Source organism: Pseudomonas sp. stari2 (assembly GCF_040760005.1).
Classification (GTDB): Bacteria; Pseudomonadota; Gammaproteobacteria; order Pseudomonadales; family Pseudomonadaceae; genus Aquipseudomonas.
In genome coordinates, this window is record NZ_CP099760.1 from 1907466 (window position 1) to 1922586 (window position 15121).

General features: G+C 57.8%; 16 protein-coding genes. 8 read left to right on the forward strand and 8 right to left on the reverse strand.

The window, feature by feature from the left end:
- Positions 1-14 precede the first annotated feature (14 nt).
- The 5 genes from NH234_RS08775 to NH234_RS08795 all read left to right on the forward strand — a co-directional run bounded on the left by NH234_RS08775 (position 15) and on the right by NH234_RS08795 (position 5636).
- Positions 15-773, forward strand: a complete 759-nt coding sequence (locus NH234_RS08775) for a ScpA family protein (protein WP_170929667.1) — start codon at positions 15-17, stop codon at positions 771-773.
- A gap of 11 nt (positions 774-784) precedes the next feature.
- Positions 785-1810 (forward strand): SMC-Scp complex subunit ScpB, encoded by a 1026-nt coding sequence (gene scpB / locus NH234_RS08780; RefSeq protein WP_367256320.1) that lies wholly within the window; start codon positions 785-787, stop codon positions 1808-1810.
- A 2-nt stretch (positions 1811-1812) separates the two neighbouring features.
- Positions 1813-2004 carry a DUF1289 domain-containing protein gene (locus tag NH234_RS08785; protein ID WP_085733788.1) on the forward strand — a complete coding sequence of 64 codons (192 nt, stop codon included), beginning with the start codon at positions 1813-1815 and terminating at the stop codon, positions 2002-2004.
- Between the two features lie 155 nt (positions 2005-2159).
- Positions 2160-3371 (forward strand): 23S rRNA pseudouridine(2605) synthase RluB, encoded by a 1212-nt coding sequence (gene rluB / locus NH234_RS08790; RefSeq protein WP_367256321.1) that lies wholly within the window; start codon positions 2160-2162, stop codon positions 3369-3371.
- A gap of 846 nt (positions 3372-4217) precedes the next feature.
- The gene (locus NH234_RS08795) at positions 4218-5636 is read left to right on the forward strand and encodes an amino acid permease (RefSeq protein WP_085733786.1); all 1419 of its coding nucleotides are present in this window, start codon (positions 4218-4220) and stop codon (positions 5634-5636) included.
- Between the two features lie 94 nt (positions 5637-5730).
- Here the strand turns inward: NH234_RS08795 and glyA are convergent, their stop codons facing one another.
- Complete coding sequence (gene glyA / locus NH234_RS08800) at positions 5731-7080, reverse strand: serine hydroxymethyltransferase (RefSeq protein WP_367256322.1); 1350 nt, start codon at positions 7078-7080, stop codon at positions 5731-5733.
- A 552-nt stretch (positions 7081-7632) separates the two neighbouring features.
- On the opposite strand from glyA, the gene NH234_RS08805 reads away from it, so the two are divergent.
- Positions 7633-8232: a helix-turn-helix transcriptional regulator gene (locus NH234_RS08805; protein ID WP_367257139.1), complete on the forward strand. Its 600-nt coding sequence runs from the start codon at positions 7633-7635 to the stop codon at positions 8230-8232.
- On the forward strand, positions 8222-9100 hold the full coding sequence (locus NH234_RS08810; RefSeq protein WP_367256323.1) for a queuosine precursor transporter: 879 nt from the start codon (positions 8222-8224) through the stop codon (positions 9098-9100). Before NH234_RS08805 ends, NH234_RS08810 begins: the two co-directional genes overlap by 11 nt.
- A 73-nt stretch (positions 9101-9173) precedes the next feature.
- On the opposite strand, the gene queC is transcribed toward NH234_RS08810, so the two are convergent.
- Positions 9174-9872 carry a 7-cyano-7-deazaguanine synthase QueC gene (gene queC, locus NH234_RS08815; protein ID WP_085733782.1) on the reverse strand — a complete coding sequence of 233 codons (699 nt, stop codon included), beginning with the start codon at positions 9870-9872 and terminating at the stop codon, positions 9174-9176.
- Positions 9873-10143: 271 nt separating this feature from the next.
- Here queC and arfB point away from each other — a divergent pair, with 271 nt between their 5' ends.
- Complete coding sequence (arfB, locus tag NH234_RS08820) at positions 10144-10557, forward strand: alternative ribosome rescue aminoacyl-tRNA hydrolase ArfB (protein WP_085733781.1); 414 nt, start codon at positions 10144-10146, stop codon at positions 10555-10557.
- Here the strand turns inward: arfB and NH234_RS08825 are convergent.
- The 6 genes from NH234_RS08825 to phhA form a co-directional block, all read right to left on the reverse strand.
- A complete protein-coding gene (locus NH234_RS08825) occupies positions 10554-11741 on the reverse strand; it encodes an MFS transporter (RefSeq protein ID WP_367257141.1) in 1188 nt (395 codons plus the stop codon). The two genes, arfB and NH234_RS08825, sit on opposite strands and share 4 nt — an antisense overlap.
- Positions 11742-11836: 95 nt before the next feature.
- The gene (locus NH234_RS08830) at positions 11837-12019 is read right to left on the reverse strand and encodes a hypothetical protein (protein WP_085699525.1); all 183 of its coding nucleotides are present in this window, start codon (positions 12017-12019) and stop codon (positions 11837-11839) included.
- 74 nt (positions 12020-12093) lie between these two features.
- Entirely contained in the window at positions 12094-12225 is a 132-nt protein-coding gene (locus tag NH234_RS08835) for a hypothetical protein (RefSeq protein WP_256574703.1), read from the reverse strand.
- A gap of 201 nt (positions 12226-12426) precedes the next feature.
- On the reverse strand, positions 12427-13620 hold the full coding sequence (locus NH234_RS08840; RefSeq protein ID WP_367256324.1) for an amino acid aminotransferase: 1194 nt from the start codon (positions 13618-13620) through the stop codon (positions 12427-12429).
- Positions 13620-13976 carry a 4a-hydroxytetrahydrobiopterin dehydratase gene (locus tag NH234_RS08845; protein ID WP_003222798.1) on the reverse strand — a complete coding sequence of 119 codons (357 nt, stop codon included), beginning with the start codon at positions 13974-13976 and terminating at the stop codon, positions 13620-13622. The genes NH234_RS08840 and NH234_RS08845 overlap by 1 nt, the downstream gene beginning before the upstream one ends.
- Positions 13977-14086: 110 nt before the next feature.
- Positions 14087-14923 carry a phenylalanine 4-monooxygenase gene (phhA, locus tag NH234_RS08850; RefSeq protein WP_225739972.1) on the reverse strand — a complete coding sequence of 279 codons (837 nt, stop codon included), beginning with the start codon at positions 14921-14923 and terminating at the stop codon, positions 14087-14089.
- Positions 14924-15121 lie beyond the last annotated feature (198 nt).

Below are 15121 nucleotides of genomic sequence, written 5' to 3' on the forward strand. Positions count from 1 at the left end.
AACTGCCGTTTGCCATGGTCTATGGCCAGGCGGTCACGGAAATGCCGCTGGACCTGTACATCCCGCCGGACGCCCTTGAAGTCTTCCTCGAAGCCTTCGAAGGCCCGCTCGACCTGCTGCTGTACCTGATCCGCAAACAGAACATCAATATCCTCGACATCCCGGTGGCGGAAATCACCCGTCAGTACATGGGCTATGTCGAGCTGATGCAGTCGGTGCGCCTGGAGCTGGCCGCCGAATACCTGGTGATGGCGGCGATGCTGGCCGAGATCAAGTCGCGGATGCTGTTGCCCCGGGCCGAAACCGTCGAAGAGGAAGAGGAAGACCCGCGGGCCGAACTGATCCGCCGACTGCAGGAATACGAACGCTTCAAGGCCGCTGCCGAAGGCATCGACGGACTGAGCCGGGTCGGCCGCGACGTGATCGTGCCCAAGCTCGACGCCCCGGAAGCCCGGGCACGCAAACTGTTGCCGGACGTGGCGCTGGAAGAGATATTGATGTCCATGGCCGAAGTGCTGCGCCGTGGCGACATGTTTGAAAGCCATCAGGTCAGCCGCGAGGCACTGTCCACCCGAGAACGCATGAGCGATGTGCTGGAACGGCTCAAGGGCGCCGGGTTTGTGCCGTTCGTCGAGCTGTTCACTGCCGAGGAAGGCCGGCTCGGCGTGGTGGTGACCTTCATGGCGATCCTTGAACTGGTCAAGGAATCCCTGATCGAGCTGGTGCAGAATGAGCCGTTCGCCGCGATCCACGTGCGAGCCCGAGCCGAATAACGAGTCCCGATATGAACCTGAGTGAACCCCGCGAGCTGGCGCCCCTGCTTGAATCCTTTCTGTTGGCCTCGGGAAAGCCGCAGACCCTTGAACGCCTGTACGAGTTGTTCGAGGAAGGCGAACGGCCGGAACCGCCGGTCTTCAAGAAAGCCCTGACCCTGCTCGGCAAGTCCTGCGAGGGGCGAGCGTTTGAGCTCGTGGAGGTTGCCTCCGGCTATCGCCTGCAGATTCGCGAGAAGTTCGCGCCATGGGTCGGCCGACTGTGGGAAGAGCGCCCGCAGCGTTATTCCCGAGCCTTGCTGGAAACCATGGCGCTGATCGCCTATCGCCAGCCGATCACCCGAGGCGAGATCGAAGACGTGCGAGGCGTGGCGGTCAACACCAACATCGTCAAGACGCTGATGGAGCGCGAGTGGATCCGCGTCGTCGGTTATCGCGACGTGCCGGGCAAACCGGCGATGTTCGCGACCACCAAACTATTCCTCGATCATTTCAACCTCAAGAGCCTCGACGAATTGCCGCCGCTGGCGGAGTTGCGTGAGATCGAGCCGGATCCGGTGCTCGACTTCGACGACGCTCCCGTACCTGCAGGCTTGCAGGAGCAGGCCGATGCCAGCGCCGAGCCGGAAGAGCCGAAAGAGGAAACCAGTTTCCACAGCTTGCTGCTGGAACTGGACAGCATGGAGGAGGGGATCAAGACCGACTTCGACGACTTGCTGCGTGATGTCGCGGATGGCGAGCCGATGTCGTCGGGGTTTGAGTCCGATTCGCTCGAACCGTCGGTCGAGGCAGAGGCCGAAGCAGAGCCGGAGGTCGATTTTGAGCCTGAATCGGAATTTGAGCCTGAGTTTGAGCCCGAGCCTGAGCAGGAAGACGATGTGCTCGGCGTGGCTGAAGCCCGGGAAAAACTGCTGGCCGCTGTCGCCCGCCTCGAACGACCCGCACCAGAACCTGAGGAAGAACTGAGCGAAGAAGAAGCCGAAGCCCGCGCCCTGGCCGAAGCCATCGAAGCCGAACGCCGCGAGTTCGAAGATTGAGCATGAGCTCGACCAAAGACCCGTGCATCAGCCTATGCAAGTTCAGCGACGACGTCTGCCTTGGCTGCGGTCGCAGCAAGCGCGAGATCAGGGCCTGGAAGAAACTCGACAAGGACGACAAGCGCACGGTGCTCGCCGAAGCTTCGCTGCGCCTGATCAAGCTCGGCGCCACCGGTCGGCGGAAAAAGAAATAACCTGGCCTCGATCGACTAGTCTCTGATGCGCGAACGAACACATCCGCGTATGATTCGCGACCCTTCGGCGATCCCTTCGCCCGAAAACCCAGATTTCAATGCTTCGGCAGGCCCAATCCAGAGCCGCTGATCAGATCACACCGGGAGGTGCACAGATGAGTGACAACCAGAAAGACGACCAGGAAATCGGCCCAGCAGGCGAAAAACTGCAGAAAGTCCTCGCCCGTATCGGCGTCGGCTCGCGCCGTGACGTAGAAGCGTGGATCAGCCAGGGCCGGATCAAGGTCAACGGCACAGAGGCCACCCTCGGCCTGCGCGTCGACATGCACGACGCCATCACCATTGATGGCAAGGTCATCAAGCGCGAAGAGGCCGCCGAGTCGGTCCGCCGCGTGATCATGTACAACAAACCCGATGGCGAGATCTGCACCCGTGACGATCCGGAAGGCCGTCCGACCGTGTTCGACAAGCTGCCGCGTCCTAAAGAAGGGCGCTGGATCAACATCGGTCGTCTCGACATCAACACCACCGGTTTGCTGATGTTTACCACCGACGGTGAGCTGGCCAACCGTCTGATGCACCCGTCCTATGAAATGGACCGTGAGTACGCGGTACGTGTTCGCGGCGAAGTCGATGACGAGATGATCGAGCGCCTGAAGGCCGGCGTTGTGTTGGAAGACGGCCCTGCGCGTTTCACCGACATTCAACAGGCACCGGGCGGCGAAGGCTTCAACCACTGGTATCACTGCGTGGTGATGGAAGGTCGTAACCGTGAAGTGCGTCGTCTGTGGGAATCCCAGGGTCTGGTGGTCAGCCGCCTGAAGCGCGTGCGTTTCGGTCCGGTGTTCCTCAACTCCGACCTGCCGATGGGCCGCTGGCGCGAAATGAGCCAGTACGAAGTCGACGTGCTGAGCGCCGAAGTCGGTCTGACCCCGGTGGCCATGCCGCAATTGAACGCCAAGAGCAAAGACAAGCTCGACCGCATGCAGCGCAAGTCGTCGCGCCCGATGCCTCGCACCGAGCGCGTGCGTACCTTGCGTCCGGCCAATGGCGCACCGGCGGCTACCGGCCCGCGTACCGTGCGTGAGCCGCAGATCGAAGGCGAGCGTCCGGGTCGCAAGCCGGCAGCGCGTCCGGAGGGCGAGCGCGCTCCGCGTGGCCGTACCGAGCGCGGTGAGGGTCGTGCACCGACCGGTCGCGGTACGCCAGTGGCGGATCGTCCTGCCGAGACCAAGCGTCCGGCCAAACCGGCACCGAAGCGTCCAGGCATCAAACTGGCTGACGATGACAAGCCGTCGGGCAAGCGTCGTGGCGCTCCGACCGGTTCCGGCCAGCGTCCGGGTTTCGGTCGCAAGAAGCCGGAATAACGCAGATATAAGCTTCGAGCGGCACGCTTCAAGCTGAAAACAGAAACGCCAACCTCAAGGTTGGCGTTTTTTTTTGGATTTTTTATTTCTTTTTTTTGGGTGTTTTTTTCTTGTTTTAAAACAAAAAAATGACGCCTTTCAGATAGTTAGCCAGCTAACGTCAAGCATCGGTCCCGGCTTCGAATGGTCAGGAGTGGAAACTTTACGTTACGCGCTGTCAGCGAATATTTACGAAAAAGCCCATGAAGCCCCGTGGATCCTGTGCTTCTTCCTGGCTGTAAGGAAAATCTGCCGAAGCCCCGTCCGCCGGGCCTGGCGCAGCGCTCTGGCATGCTTGTTTCAGGTTCGTTTGAGAGGTGAGATGCGCCCCATGCCTGTCGTGCAGGTGCATAACAAGAAGGAGGCGCAATGAACGCCGATATCCATTTTCACTTCTCTACGTGGGACGGATTTTCCATCGTCCACGCCGATGGCCTGCAAAGGCCTGACTCAATTTTTGCAGCCGCCCGGGCCTCTCGGGGCGGACACACGCAATCCCGGCAACCGACACGCTGATCCAGCGGGGTCTGGCAGCAGGGGGTTAGCGGTGTACAATGCGCCGCGTTTTAACTGTGACCCTCTGCGTAATCGCGCATACCTCAAGACTATCCGTCTTGTTCACTCCGTCGCGTCACGAGCGTGTCGGGTTCGATTTCGTCACAGATAAAAACAAACAGGTGACGCATGACCGTTGTAATAAAGCTGAATTCCTGGTGCCTGCGCTGGGGTTTGATCAAGGTTGGTTGAAATCGCAACCTTGCAGCAACGTCTACTGAACATCATCAAACCTTGCGTGAGACCTTTTTCATGAGTGGACAAAACTCGCAATCAGGCGAGCTGAAACGCGGCCTGAAAAATCGCCATATTCAACTGATCGCCCTCGGTGGCGCGATTGGTACCGGATTGTTCCTCGGCTCGGCCGGGGTGCTGAAATCCGCCGGCCCGTCGATGATCCTCGGCTATGCCATCTGCGGCTTCATCGCTTTCATGATCATGCGCCAGCTCGGCGAGATGATCGTCGAGGAGCCGGTGGCCGGTTCCTTCAGCCACTTTGCGCACAAGTACTGGGGCGGCTTCGCCGGTTTCCTTTCGGGCTGGAACTGCTGGATCCTGTACATCCTGGTGGGCATGTCGGAGCTGACCGCGGTCGGCAAGTACATCCACTACTGGGCGCCGGACATTCCGAGCTGGGTCACCGCGGCGGCGTTCTTCCTGCTGATCAACGCGATCAACCTGGCCAACGTGAAAGTCTTCGGTGAGGCCGAGTTCTGGTTCGCGATCATCAAGGTCGTGGCGATTGTCGGCATGATTGCTCTGGGCAGCTATCTGCTGGTCAGCGGCCATGGCGGCCCGCAGGCGTCGGTCAGCAACCTGTGGTCCCACGGCGGCTTCTTCCCGAACGGCGTCAGCGGTCTGGTCATGGCCATGGCGATCATCATGTTCTCCTTCGGCGGTCTGGAAATGCTCGGTTTCACCGCTGCCGAAGCCGACAAGCCGAAAACCGTGATCCCGAAAGCGATCAACCAGGTGATCTACCGGATCCTGATTTTCTACATCGGTGCACTGGTGATCCTGCTGTCGCTGACCCCATGGGACAGCCTGCTGGAAACCCTCAACGCGTCGGGCGATTCCTACAGCGGCAGCCCGTTCGTGCAGGTGTTCTCGATGCTCGGCAGCAACACCGCCGCGCACATCCTCAACTTCGTGGTCCTGACGGCGGCACTGTCGGTGTACAACAGCGGCACCTACTGCAACAGCCGTATGTTGCTGGGCATGGCCGAGCAGGGCGATGCGCCGAAAGGTCTGGCGAAGATCGACAAACGCGGCGTGCCGGTGCGTTCGATTCTGGCTTCGGCAGCGGTAACGCTGGTGGCTGTGCTGCTCAACTACCTGATTCCGCAACACGCGCTGGAACTGCTGATGTCGCTGGTGGTTGCAACGCTGGTGATCAACTGGGCGATGATCAGCTTCTCGCACTTCAAGTTCCGTCAGCACATGAACAAAACTAACCAGAAGCCGCTGTTCAAGGCGCTGTGGTACCCGTACGGCAACTACATCTGCCTGGCGTTCGTCGCGTTCATTCTGGGTGTGATGTTGCTGATCCCGGGCATCCAGATCTCGGTGTATGCGATTCCGGTGTGGGTCGTGTTCATGTGGGTCTGCTACGTGATCAAGAACAAGCGTGGTGCGCAGCAAGCACTGTCTGCAGCAAGCGCTTCCAAATAAGCGACGCTGCAGAAACAACAAACCCGGCCAAGTGCCGGGTTTTTTGTGTTAGCAGATTCTGGAGGCTTCTCCGAGTTTCGAGCCACTCCAGCTGCTATGCGTAGTCAGTGATGGGATACAGCGCGCACAGCGCTTCGGTCTGTAGGCGGAATTGCTCCCTCAGTGTGGGGGCCAGCGTGTAATCCTGCTCGCCGAGCGGCGTCACATTGTCCAGGATCCGGCACATCAGATCGACAATCTGTCGACATCCCCGGGCGTCGATGTGGCGTTGCGCGATGGATCCGGTGCCGATGCGCAGCCCACTGGTCACGAGGGATGATCGGGTTTCGCCGGGGACGCGGTGTTTGTTCACGATGATCCCGCAGTGCTCCAGCGCCGCCTCTGCAATGGCGCCGGTGATGCCGTTGCGCAACTGAAGCAGAACCGCGTGGTTTTCACTGCGCCCGCCCACAACCTCGTAGTCATGGGCCTGAAACGCACTGGCGAACTCATCGGCCGTGCTCCGGATCCGCGCCATGTAGGCGTCGAACTCTGCCGACCTTGCATAGCCAAGTGCCGCCGCCTTTGCCGCGATCATGTTGACGGCCGGCGCGCCCTGCATTCCGGGAAACACGGCTTGATCAAGGGCACGACTGAAGGTCGTCCTCAGGCCGGGTACTTTGGTGTTCGCGTCCCGGCCGGAAAGGATCAGGCCGCCGCGGGGGCCCATGAGTTGCTTGTGTGTGCAGGTCGTGGTGACGTGTGCAACGTTGATCGGGCTCGGATGTCGCCCGGTGGCAACCAGTCCGGCGATGTGCGAAATATCAGCGAGCAGGATGGCCCCGGCTTCATCGGCAATCTCACGGAACCATTCGAAGTCCACTACCTGCGAATAGGCATTGGCACAGCACATGATGATGCGCGGGCGGTGGTCGAGGGCCAGTCGGCGTACCTGGTCGTAATCGATCAGACCTTCGGCGGTCGTGCCGTACTGGATCGCCTTGTAGTGGTCGCCCGAGAATGCGGCGGTGTTGCCGTGGGTGAGATGGCCTCCGTGTTCGACGGCCATTCCCAGCAGCGTATCTCCCGGCTCAAGCAGGCCGGTGAGCACCTGGTAGTTGGCGTTCGACGCCGAGTGTGATTGCACGTTGGCGTACTGGGCGTCGAACAGCTCCCGAGCTCTTCGGATGGCCAGCGACTCGACCCGGGTGACGTTCTCGCACCCGGCGTTATAGCGCCTGCCGGGCATGCCCTCGGCCGTCACATTGACCAGCGCCGACGCCGATGCCACCAACGTGCGAGGCTTGACTGCGCAAGAGGAGGAGACCAGCGAGAGCGTCCGGTGTTGACGCGTGACTTCAGCGTCGAGGATCTGTGCGAGTTCGGCGTCTTCCGCCCGGAGATCCGCCAGGCCACGTCGCAGTAAATCGGCCTGATTCGGAAGCTGTTCGGTATTGACTGGCATTGTCTGTATTCCTTCCCTGTTTGTTGCGCGCAACCAACAATCGCGCGCCTTCCCTGGTCTTGCGTGTGCTCACCTGCGTCCATGTTCTGCCAAACGCCATACAGGCCGATCCGTGTTCTGGCGGCGATGCGCGCAAAACTAAAGCCTGTATAAACAGCCGGTTTTCATGACCTCTGCTCGTAACCGTGAGGAGAGTATCGCCGGATGCATCATAGGTTTTTTGCTTGGGAATGCCACAAGATTAATCAGAAAAATGAACATTGTTCAAATAAAATGATTCTTTTTGTCCCCCGGAAGGGTGTAAAACTGCGGCTCGGCAGGCGTGGCTTTCCGGTGCTGTGCGTGATGACAAGGAGAACTAACAAGTCAGTACAGACTTTGCTGGCCTGGACTATTCGGTGTTCGTTTAGTCGCTCAAGGAGGGAGGATGCTATGATCGCGCGCGGCTTTGATACGGATGCAACTGTAATGACCCACTTGACTTGAGTGATCCAATAGCGAGCGCTCGGGGTGTGATGTCAATTACGGTTATAAATGGATGGTAAGCACTTCATGCACAGAAGAGAAAGATCGGAGAATCTGAAAAATAACATCAAGTACTTGATAAAAAGTCGTGGGGAGACGCAGCTGTCCTTGTGTAACTCCAGTGGCCTGACTCGAACGACCATTTACAATATTCTCGAAGGGAAGGTGGTCAACGTACAGCAGTCCACGGTTCGCAAGATTTCTGATTTTTTTGGTGTTTCTTATGAAGAAATAGAAACGATTGATTTTGAAGAGAAGGAGATCATAGAAAGCAGTATTTCTCCGCAAGGGAATATGAACCCGGCGGCAGTACCTATTATAAAAGAGAGCCTGGTTATCCAGAGTCTGGATAAGAGGATAGGCGAGTTGGCCACGATTTACCCATTGACTTATTATTTCGGCACTTCCTTCAACTTGATAGGTGTTCTGCTGGAGAACGAGATCAATGGTTTGCATGAGCCAGGCGATCTATTGATCGTGCAGAAAGGTTCGTCGACCGGCGACAGGGAAAAGCTGGTGTATGACAAAATCACAAACAGGCTGCTTATAACCCAAAAGTCCGACGTGGCTACGGATCGCATTTGTGTTGTAGGGGATATAATCGAGGAACGATTTAATGGGTTGTAGTGTTGAAATGGAAAACAGCAAGTACAAGCTATTGGGATTTGAAAATGGAAAAAGCCTGGCCGTCATCATGGTCATTGCGACCGGAAAGATTATTAAAATAAAACTGAGTGAAGTGTTGAATAGTGAGATTATGGATAATCTGAATAAAATAGAAGTCAAAAACCTGTACAAGAAATTTTATTCCCAGGGAGGGGCGCTCACCGCCTATGATCTTAATGATCGTCATGAGAGTTCCTGGATGATCTATATCATTCTGAACCTTATGTTGTTTACGCTGTACATCTTTACCAGTATCGCCGCGACCAAGCCGATCTATCTGGAATACTTTGATATTATCGTTACGCCGGGTACTTTTCTTTATCCGTTGACCTTTCTGATCGTCGACTTGTTGAATGAGACATTCGGTCTCAGGCTTGCGCGAAAAGCGATACTTTTCGCTTTTATCAGCAACGCGGCCATCATTATCTTGCTGGCCATCACGACTCATCTCCCCGGGCTGCCGGGCTGGAAGCTCGACGGGCCTTACAATGATGTCATCAGTCAGTTGTCTTCTGTCCTGGTGGCGTCTTCTGTTTCGTTTCTGGTTTCCGAGAATATTAACTCGTATTTGTTGTGCAAAATCAAAGAACTCACTAACTCCAGATTCCTGTTTTTGCGCGTGTTTTTAAGTACGTTGTTTGCGGTAATCATCGACAGCTTTCTTTTCTGCTTCATTGCGTTTTATGGCGCGATGGAAACCAGCGCGATACTGAACATGATCTATGTTCAGATTGCGATAAAGGTTGGTTTCGCTTTCTTCAATGTCTTGCCTGCCTACGGGGCAAGGGCATTGTTCAAGAAGTACTTGACCGGCAGTCAGGCGCAATAATGCAGGATGGCGCTCACCGGGTAGGTCGTTACCATAATTCCAGGTGAGCGCTTGTTGTTGTGCAGTTAAATACTCAGTTCAAATTCAGTTTTGCTTTCAGACTGAGCGTAACTTGATCTTTGTTGTTGAGGAACTCATTGAGGCCTTTGGCGCGAAGATTACAGGCATCGCAATTAGAGCAACCGTTACCTTTAATGCCGTTGTAGCAGGTCAGTGTCTGGTCGCGAATAAACTCCAGCCGGTTATGGTAATCGGCCAGGGCCCAGGTTTCCGCTTTGTTCAGCCACATCAGCGGAGTGTCCAGGGTCAATTTATAATCCATACCCAGTTCAAGGGCTTTGTTCAGTGCCTTGACAAAGTCATCTCGGCAATCCGGGTAGCCGGAGAAGTCTGTTTCACAAACACCGGTAATGACGGTCCTGGCCTGAACCTGGTACGCATATATGGAAGCCAGGGTCAAAAACAGAATGTTCCTGCCCGGCACAAATGTACTCGGCAGGCTTTCTCCTGAACTATTAATGGTCGGGACTGGAATGTTGTCGCGCGTCAGGCTGCTGATGGCCAGTTCATTAAGCAGCGACACGTCCATGGTCTTGTGTACGGTTACACCAAGTTCTTTTGCCAGTTGCTGTGCAACTTCAATTTCTGCACGATGGCGCTGGCCATAGTCAAACGTGATGCAGTGGATTTCATCGTAGTGGGTCAAGGCATGGATCAAACAGGTTGTTGAGTCCTGCCCGCCGCTAAATACGATGACTGCTTTATTGCTCATGGTTATGCTTCCTGCATTGAAAGGGTAAATGCAATATTCGAACAATAATCGAGGAGATTCTTGTCTCGGGTGTTCATTGCCGTGGCGATATTCTACGTAGTACGGCGCTCGTTGGCACTGATTAATGCCCCCATGTTGACGGGGCAGTTTTCCCGTTTCGCCAGATAGTCGCCGTGTATAGTGAAAAGACGCGACGCTGAAAGCACACTCAGGGTCATGCTGACCGTAGCTGCTACAGGTGCGGCGAAACAGGCTTTACGATGAGAATGCAATGCTGAAGATTTCCAATAACGTGCATCTGCCGGATGCCGAGATCGAACTGACTGCCATCCGCGCCCAAGGGGCTGGCGGGCAGAACGTCAACAAGGTCTCCAGCGCCGTGCACTTGCGCTTCGATATTCCTGCCTCGTCCTTGCCCGAGTTCTACAAGGAGCGGCTGCTGGCGCTTCGCGACACTCGCATCACCAGCGATGGCGTGCTGATCATCAAGGCTCAGCAATACCGCACGCAGGAACAGAATCGCGCCGATGCACTGGAGCGTCTGACCGAGTTGATCCTCAGCGCCACCAAGGTCGAGAAGAAACGCCGTCCAACCAAGCCGACGCTGGGGTCGAAGAAGCGTCGGCTGGAGTCGAAGACCAAGCGCGGCAGCATCAAGGCCGGGCGCGGCAAGGTGGATTTCTAGTCTTCGCGGTACTTCGACGTGTGGCGATACAGATAGACGCTCAACGCCAGGCCACTCAATGCGGCGATTGCGGCGAACAGGAAGATCGAGGCAAAACCGAAGCCCGCCGCAATCGCCCCGGCCAATGGCCCGGTGATCCCCAGCGACAGATCGATGAACAGCGAATAGGCGCCGACCGCCGCACCGCGACTGGAAGCCGGCACCAGGTTCACCGCTTCCACGCCCAGCGCCGGGAACACCAGCGAGAAGCCGAAACCGCTCAATGCCGCACCCGCCAGCGCCCAGTGCGCGTCCGGCGCCAGCCATAGCAACAGCAGGCCCAGTGTTTCCACCGACAGGCAGGCAATCGCCACGCGAAAGCCGCCGAGGCGGTTGATCAGGTTACCGAACAGCAGTCGCGCGCCGATGAAGCTTGCACCGAACAGACTCAGGCACAGCACCGCGTTTTCCCAATGCTGTGTGGCGTAATACAGAGTGATGAAGGTGGCGATTGTGCCGAAACCGATCGAGCCCAGCGCCAGTCCGCAGCCGTGGGGAAAGACGCGACCCAGCACATGCATGAACGGCAAACGCTCGCCAGCGACAATCGGCGCGGCGGTTTTCGGCCAGGCCAGCAGCAAGCCCAGCGATGCGAGCAACAGAATGCTCACGCCCATGCTCCACAGACCGAAATGGCTGACCAGCCACACACCCAACGGCGCCCCGATGGCCAGCGCACCATAACTGGCGATCCCGTTCCATGAGATGACTTTGGCCGTGTTGGCCGCGCCGACGCGGCCGATGCCCCAGCCGATCGATCCGGAGCCGACGAGACTTTCCGCACTGCCCAGTACCAGGCGGCCGATGAACAGGCTGATCAGACTGAGCATCGGCAGATTGGGCGTCCAGGCCGAAAACAGCATGAACACGCCACTCAGTCCACACCCGGCCAGACCAATCATCACCGCACGTTTGCTGCCCTGGTTGTCGATGATCTTGCCGGCATACGGACGACTGAGCAGGGTGGCGAGGTATTGCACGCTGATCACCAGACCGGCGATGACCGCGCCGAAGCCCAGGTCGCTATGTACGTAGCCGGGCAGCACCGCCAGCGGAATGCCGATATTCAGGTAGCCGATGAAGGTGAACAGGACGATGGAAACGACTTGCAGCGTGACCGCCAGGGGGCGCTGGGGTTCTGGCATAGAGGACGACATGGGTAACGATCCACGGGGAGAGCAGAATAGATAGGCTGCTCATGATACCGGCGTGGACGATTCTGCGGCGGGGAAAAGTAAAACTATTTGGCCGGGGCGACCAGTTGCGTGGTGACCAGTGCGGCGAGGGCGTTTTCTTCGCTGCCGAAACGGGCGAGCAGTGCGGCCTGTTTCTCGGGCGAGAGACGGCTCCAGATCTCGATCATCTTCTCGGTGGCGCCGATAAGGATTTCAGCCTGTTGTTCGTTAAAGGTTTCGTCGGTCATGGCAGGCTCAGGTTTCAGGCAGTGTGGAAAGCGCATGTTAGCGCTTTCCACACGGTCTGTACGGCGGGTGTTGCTTACTCTTCGCTGTCGGCCGGACGGCTTTCGGCGGCTTCTTTCGGCTCGGGCTGTTGGGCACCGGCTTGTTGCGTGGTCGTCTGCTCAGGTACGTGCAGGCTTGGGAAGGGGAGATTCGGAATCTCGTGCATGGTTGCGCTCCTCGCTAAGTCTGTTGATAGATCTGGTAGATCCGCGCTTTCAGAAAGCCTGCGAAGGATACAGCAGTAAAAATGACAAACAGATTTTTAATTCCGCTTGTTGCGACGGGCGGGATTGTCTAGACAAGTGCGACAGGGTGACGCAGGGCAAACGCGGGAGCGGCGGTGTGCCCGTCGCCCCCTGACATTGGTTTATTTGCAGACGTTGGCGATCGCCTCGGCCAGCAGGTCCAGACGCGTCGCATCGATCCCGGCGACGTTGGCCCGGCCCGAGCTGACCATGTATACGCTGTGATGTTCGCGCAGGTTTTTCACTTGTTCCGGCGACAGGCCGGTGTAGGAAAACATGCCGCGTTGCACGCCAATGTGCGCAAAACGCTCGCGCAGACCGTGCGGTTCCAGTGCTTCGACCAAACCGCTGCGCAACTGGGCGATACGCAGGCGCATGGCTTCCACTTCGTCGGCCCAGCGGCGTTTCAGCTCCGGGTCGGCGAGGATCGTGGCGACGACGGCTGCGCCGTGATCCGGTGGTGTCGACCACAGGTTGCGGGCGATGTGGGCCAGCTGGCTGCGGATGTCGATAAGCTTGTCGGCGGTTTTCGCGCAGACGATCAGAGCACCGGTGCGGTCGCGGTACAGGCCGAAGTTCTTCGAGCAGGAACTGGTGATCAGCAGCTCGGGCAACTCGGCAGCGAACAGCCGGGTTGACCATGCATCCTGCTCCAGACCGTCGCCGAAGCCCTGGTAGGCAAAGTCGATCAGCGGCAGCAGATTGCGGCTGCGCACCACGTCCAGCACCCGACGCCAGTCGTCGTGACTCAGGTCGAAACCGGTCGGGTTGTGGCAGCACGCATGCAGCAGCACCACATCGCCCTTCGGCACTTCATTGAGCACGGCGAGCATCGCATCGACGTCGAGGCGGTTGTCGCTGCCCACGTACGGGTAATGACTGATCTTGACCCCGGCGGCCGCGAAAATCGTTTCGTGGATCGGCCAGGTCGGGTTGCTCAACCAGACGCCCTTGCCCGGCAGGCATTGTGCGATGAAGTCCGCCGCCAGACGCAGGGCACCGGTGCCGCCCGGGGTCTGGGTGGCACCGGCACGTTGCTGGGCGATCAGTGCCGAATCGGCGCCGAGCACAAGCTCGTTGATGACCTTGCCGAACAGCGGATTGCCGTGGCCACCGATGTAGGTCTTGGTGTCCTGGCTCTCGACCAGACGCGCCTCGGCGATTTTCACCGCCTCGGGAATCGGCGTCAGGCCTTGGGCGTCCTTGTAGACGCCCACGCCAAGGTCGAACTTGCGCGGGTTGGAATCCTGCGCGTAGGCCTCCATCAGGCCGAGGATCGGGTCGCCGGGCACCCGGCCGATGGCGTCGAAGTGCATTACTTGCGTCCTTCTGCAGTCTTGGCCACTTCGTCAGTGCGCGCGGCCATGATGAAGTCGTTGCGGTGCAGGCCCTTGATCGAGTGGCTCCACCAGGTCACGGTGACTTTGCCCCACTCGGTCAGCAGGCCCGGGTGGTGACCTTCGGCCTCGGAGATCTCGCCGACGGCGTTGGTGAAGGCCAGGGCGTGCTTGAAATTCTTGAACAGGAAGACTTTTTCCAACTGCATGATGCTGTCACGCACTTCGATGTTCCAGTCAGGGATCTGCTTGATCAGGATCGGCAATTCTTCATCGCTGACCTGTGGAGCATCGGCACGGCACGCTTCGCAATGGGCTTGGTTCAAGGTGGACATGGTGTACTTCCTGAAATCTAGAGGTGTTTTTTTATATTGGCTGGCAATGTCGTCACGCTAAACCAAAGCCGCGACGACTGACAGACTCACTTGTAAGTAAAAGCCACGGTTCACGCAGCTTTTGGTTTCGGCGGAAATTTCGGTGCGTGCAGACCCAGCTGCATGCCTTGCTTGACCATGCCCATGATGTCTTCGTGGGCGAGGTCGAACAGGCGCTTGAGGTTCGGCAGGACAAAGTACAGCGGTTGCAGGATGTCGATGCGATACGGCGTGCGCATCGCTTCCAGCGGATCGAAGGCCTGATGCTCGGGCTCGTCCGACAGCGAGTAAACAGTTTCCTTCGGCGATGACAGGATGCCGCCACCGTAGATGCGTTTGCCCTGCGGGGTGTCGACCAGGCCGAATTCGATGGTCATCCAGTACAGGCGCGCCAGATACACGCGTTCTTCCTTGGTCGCTTGCAGGCCGAGCTTGCCGTAGGTGTGGGTGAATTCGGCGAACCAAGGGTTGGTCAGCAGCGGGCAGTGACCAAAGATCTCGTGGAAAATGTCCGGCTCTTGCAGGTAGTCCAGTTCTTCGCGGGTGCGAATGAAGGTGGCCACCGGAAACTGCTTGCTGGCGAGCAATTCGAAAAAGGTCTGGAAGGGAATCAGCGCCGGGACGCGGGCAACCTGCCAACCGGTGGTCTCGCCGAGCACCTTGTTGATCTCGCCCAGTTGCGGGATGCGGTCGTGGGGCAGGCCGAGTTTTTCGATACCGTCCAGGTATTCCTGGCACGCCCGACCCTCGATCACTTTCAACTGGCGGGTGATCAGCGTGTTCCACACCGCGTGTTCTTCGGCGGGGTAGTCGATAAAACCTTGCGCATCGGGCTCGCGGGCCACGTATTGCGTCTGCTTCATACTGCTCTCCTGCGAGGGAAATTCGTTCTTGTTATGTCCTGCTATGGACTGAGAAATACCCCAGAGCGTGCCGTGTTGCAGTAGGTTGAAGACCTGTCGAGTAGGAAAAATCTCTTTAAAACGTAAAATTATCGTTACGCTTTGTGCGATAAGTCGGGATTGCAGTGATTCGCGGGTTTGAAACGACCTGTGTCTGTCACATAATCTTGACGACTATCTTGCGGGCGGCAGAGAAAAATCCGC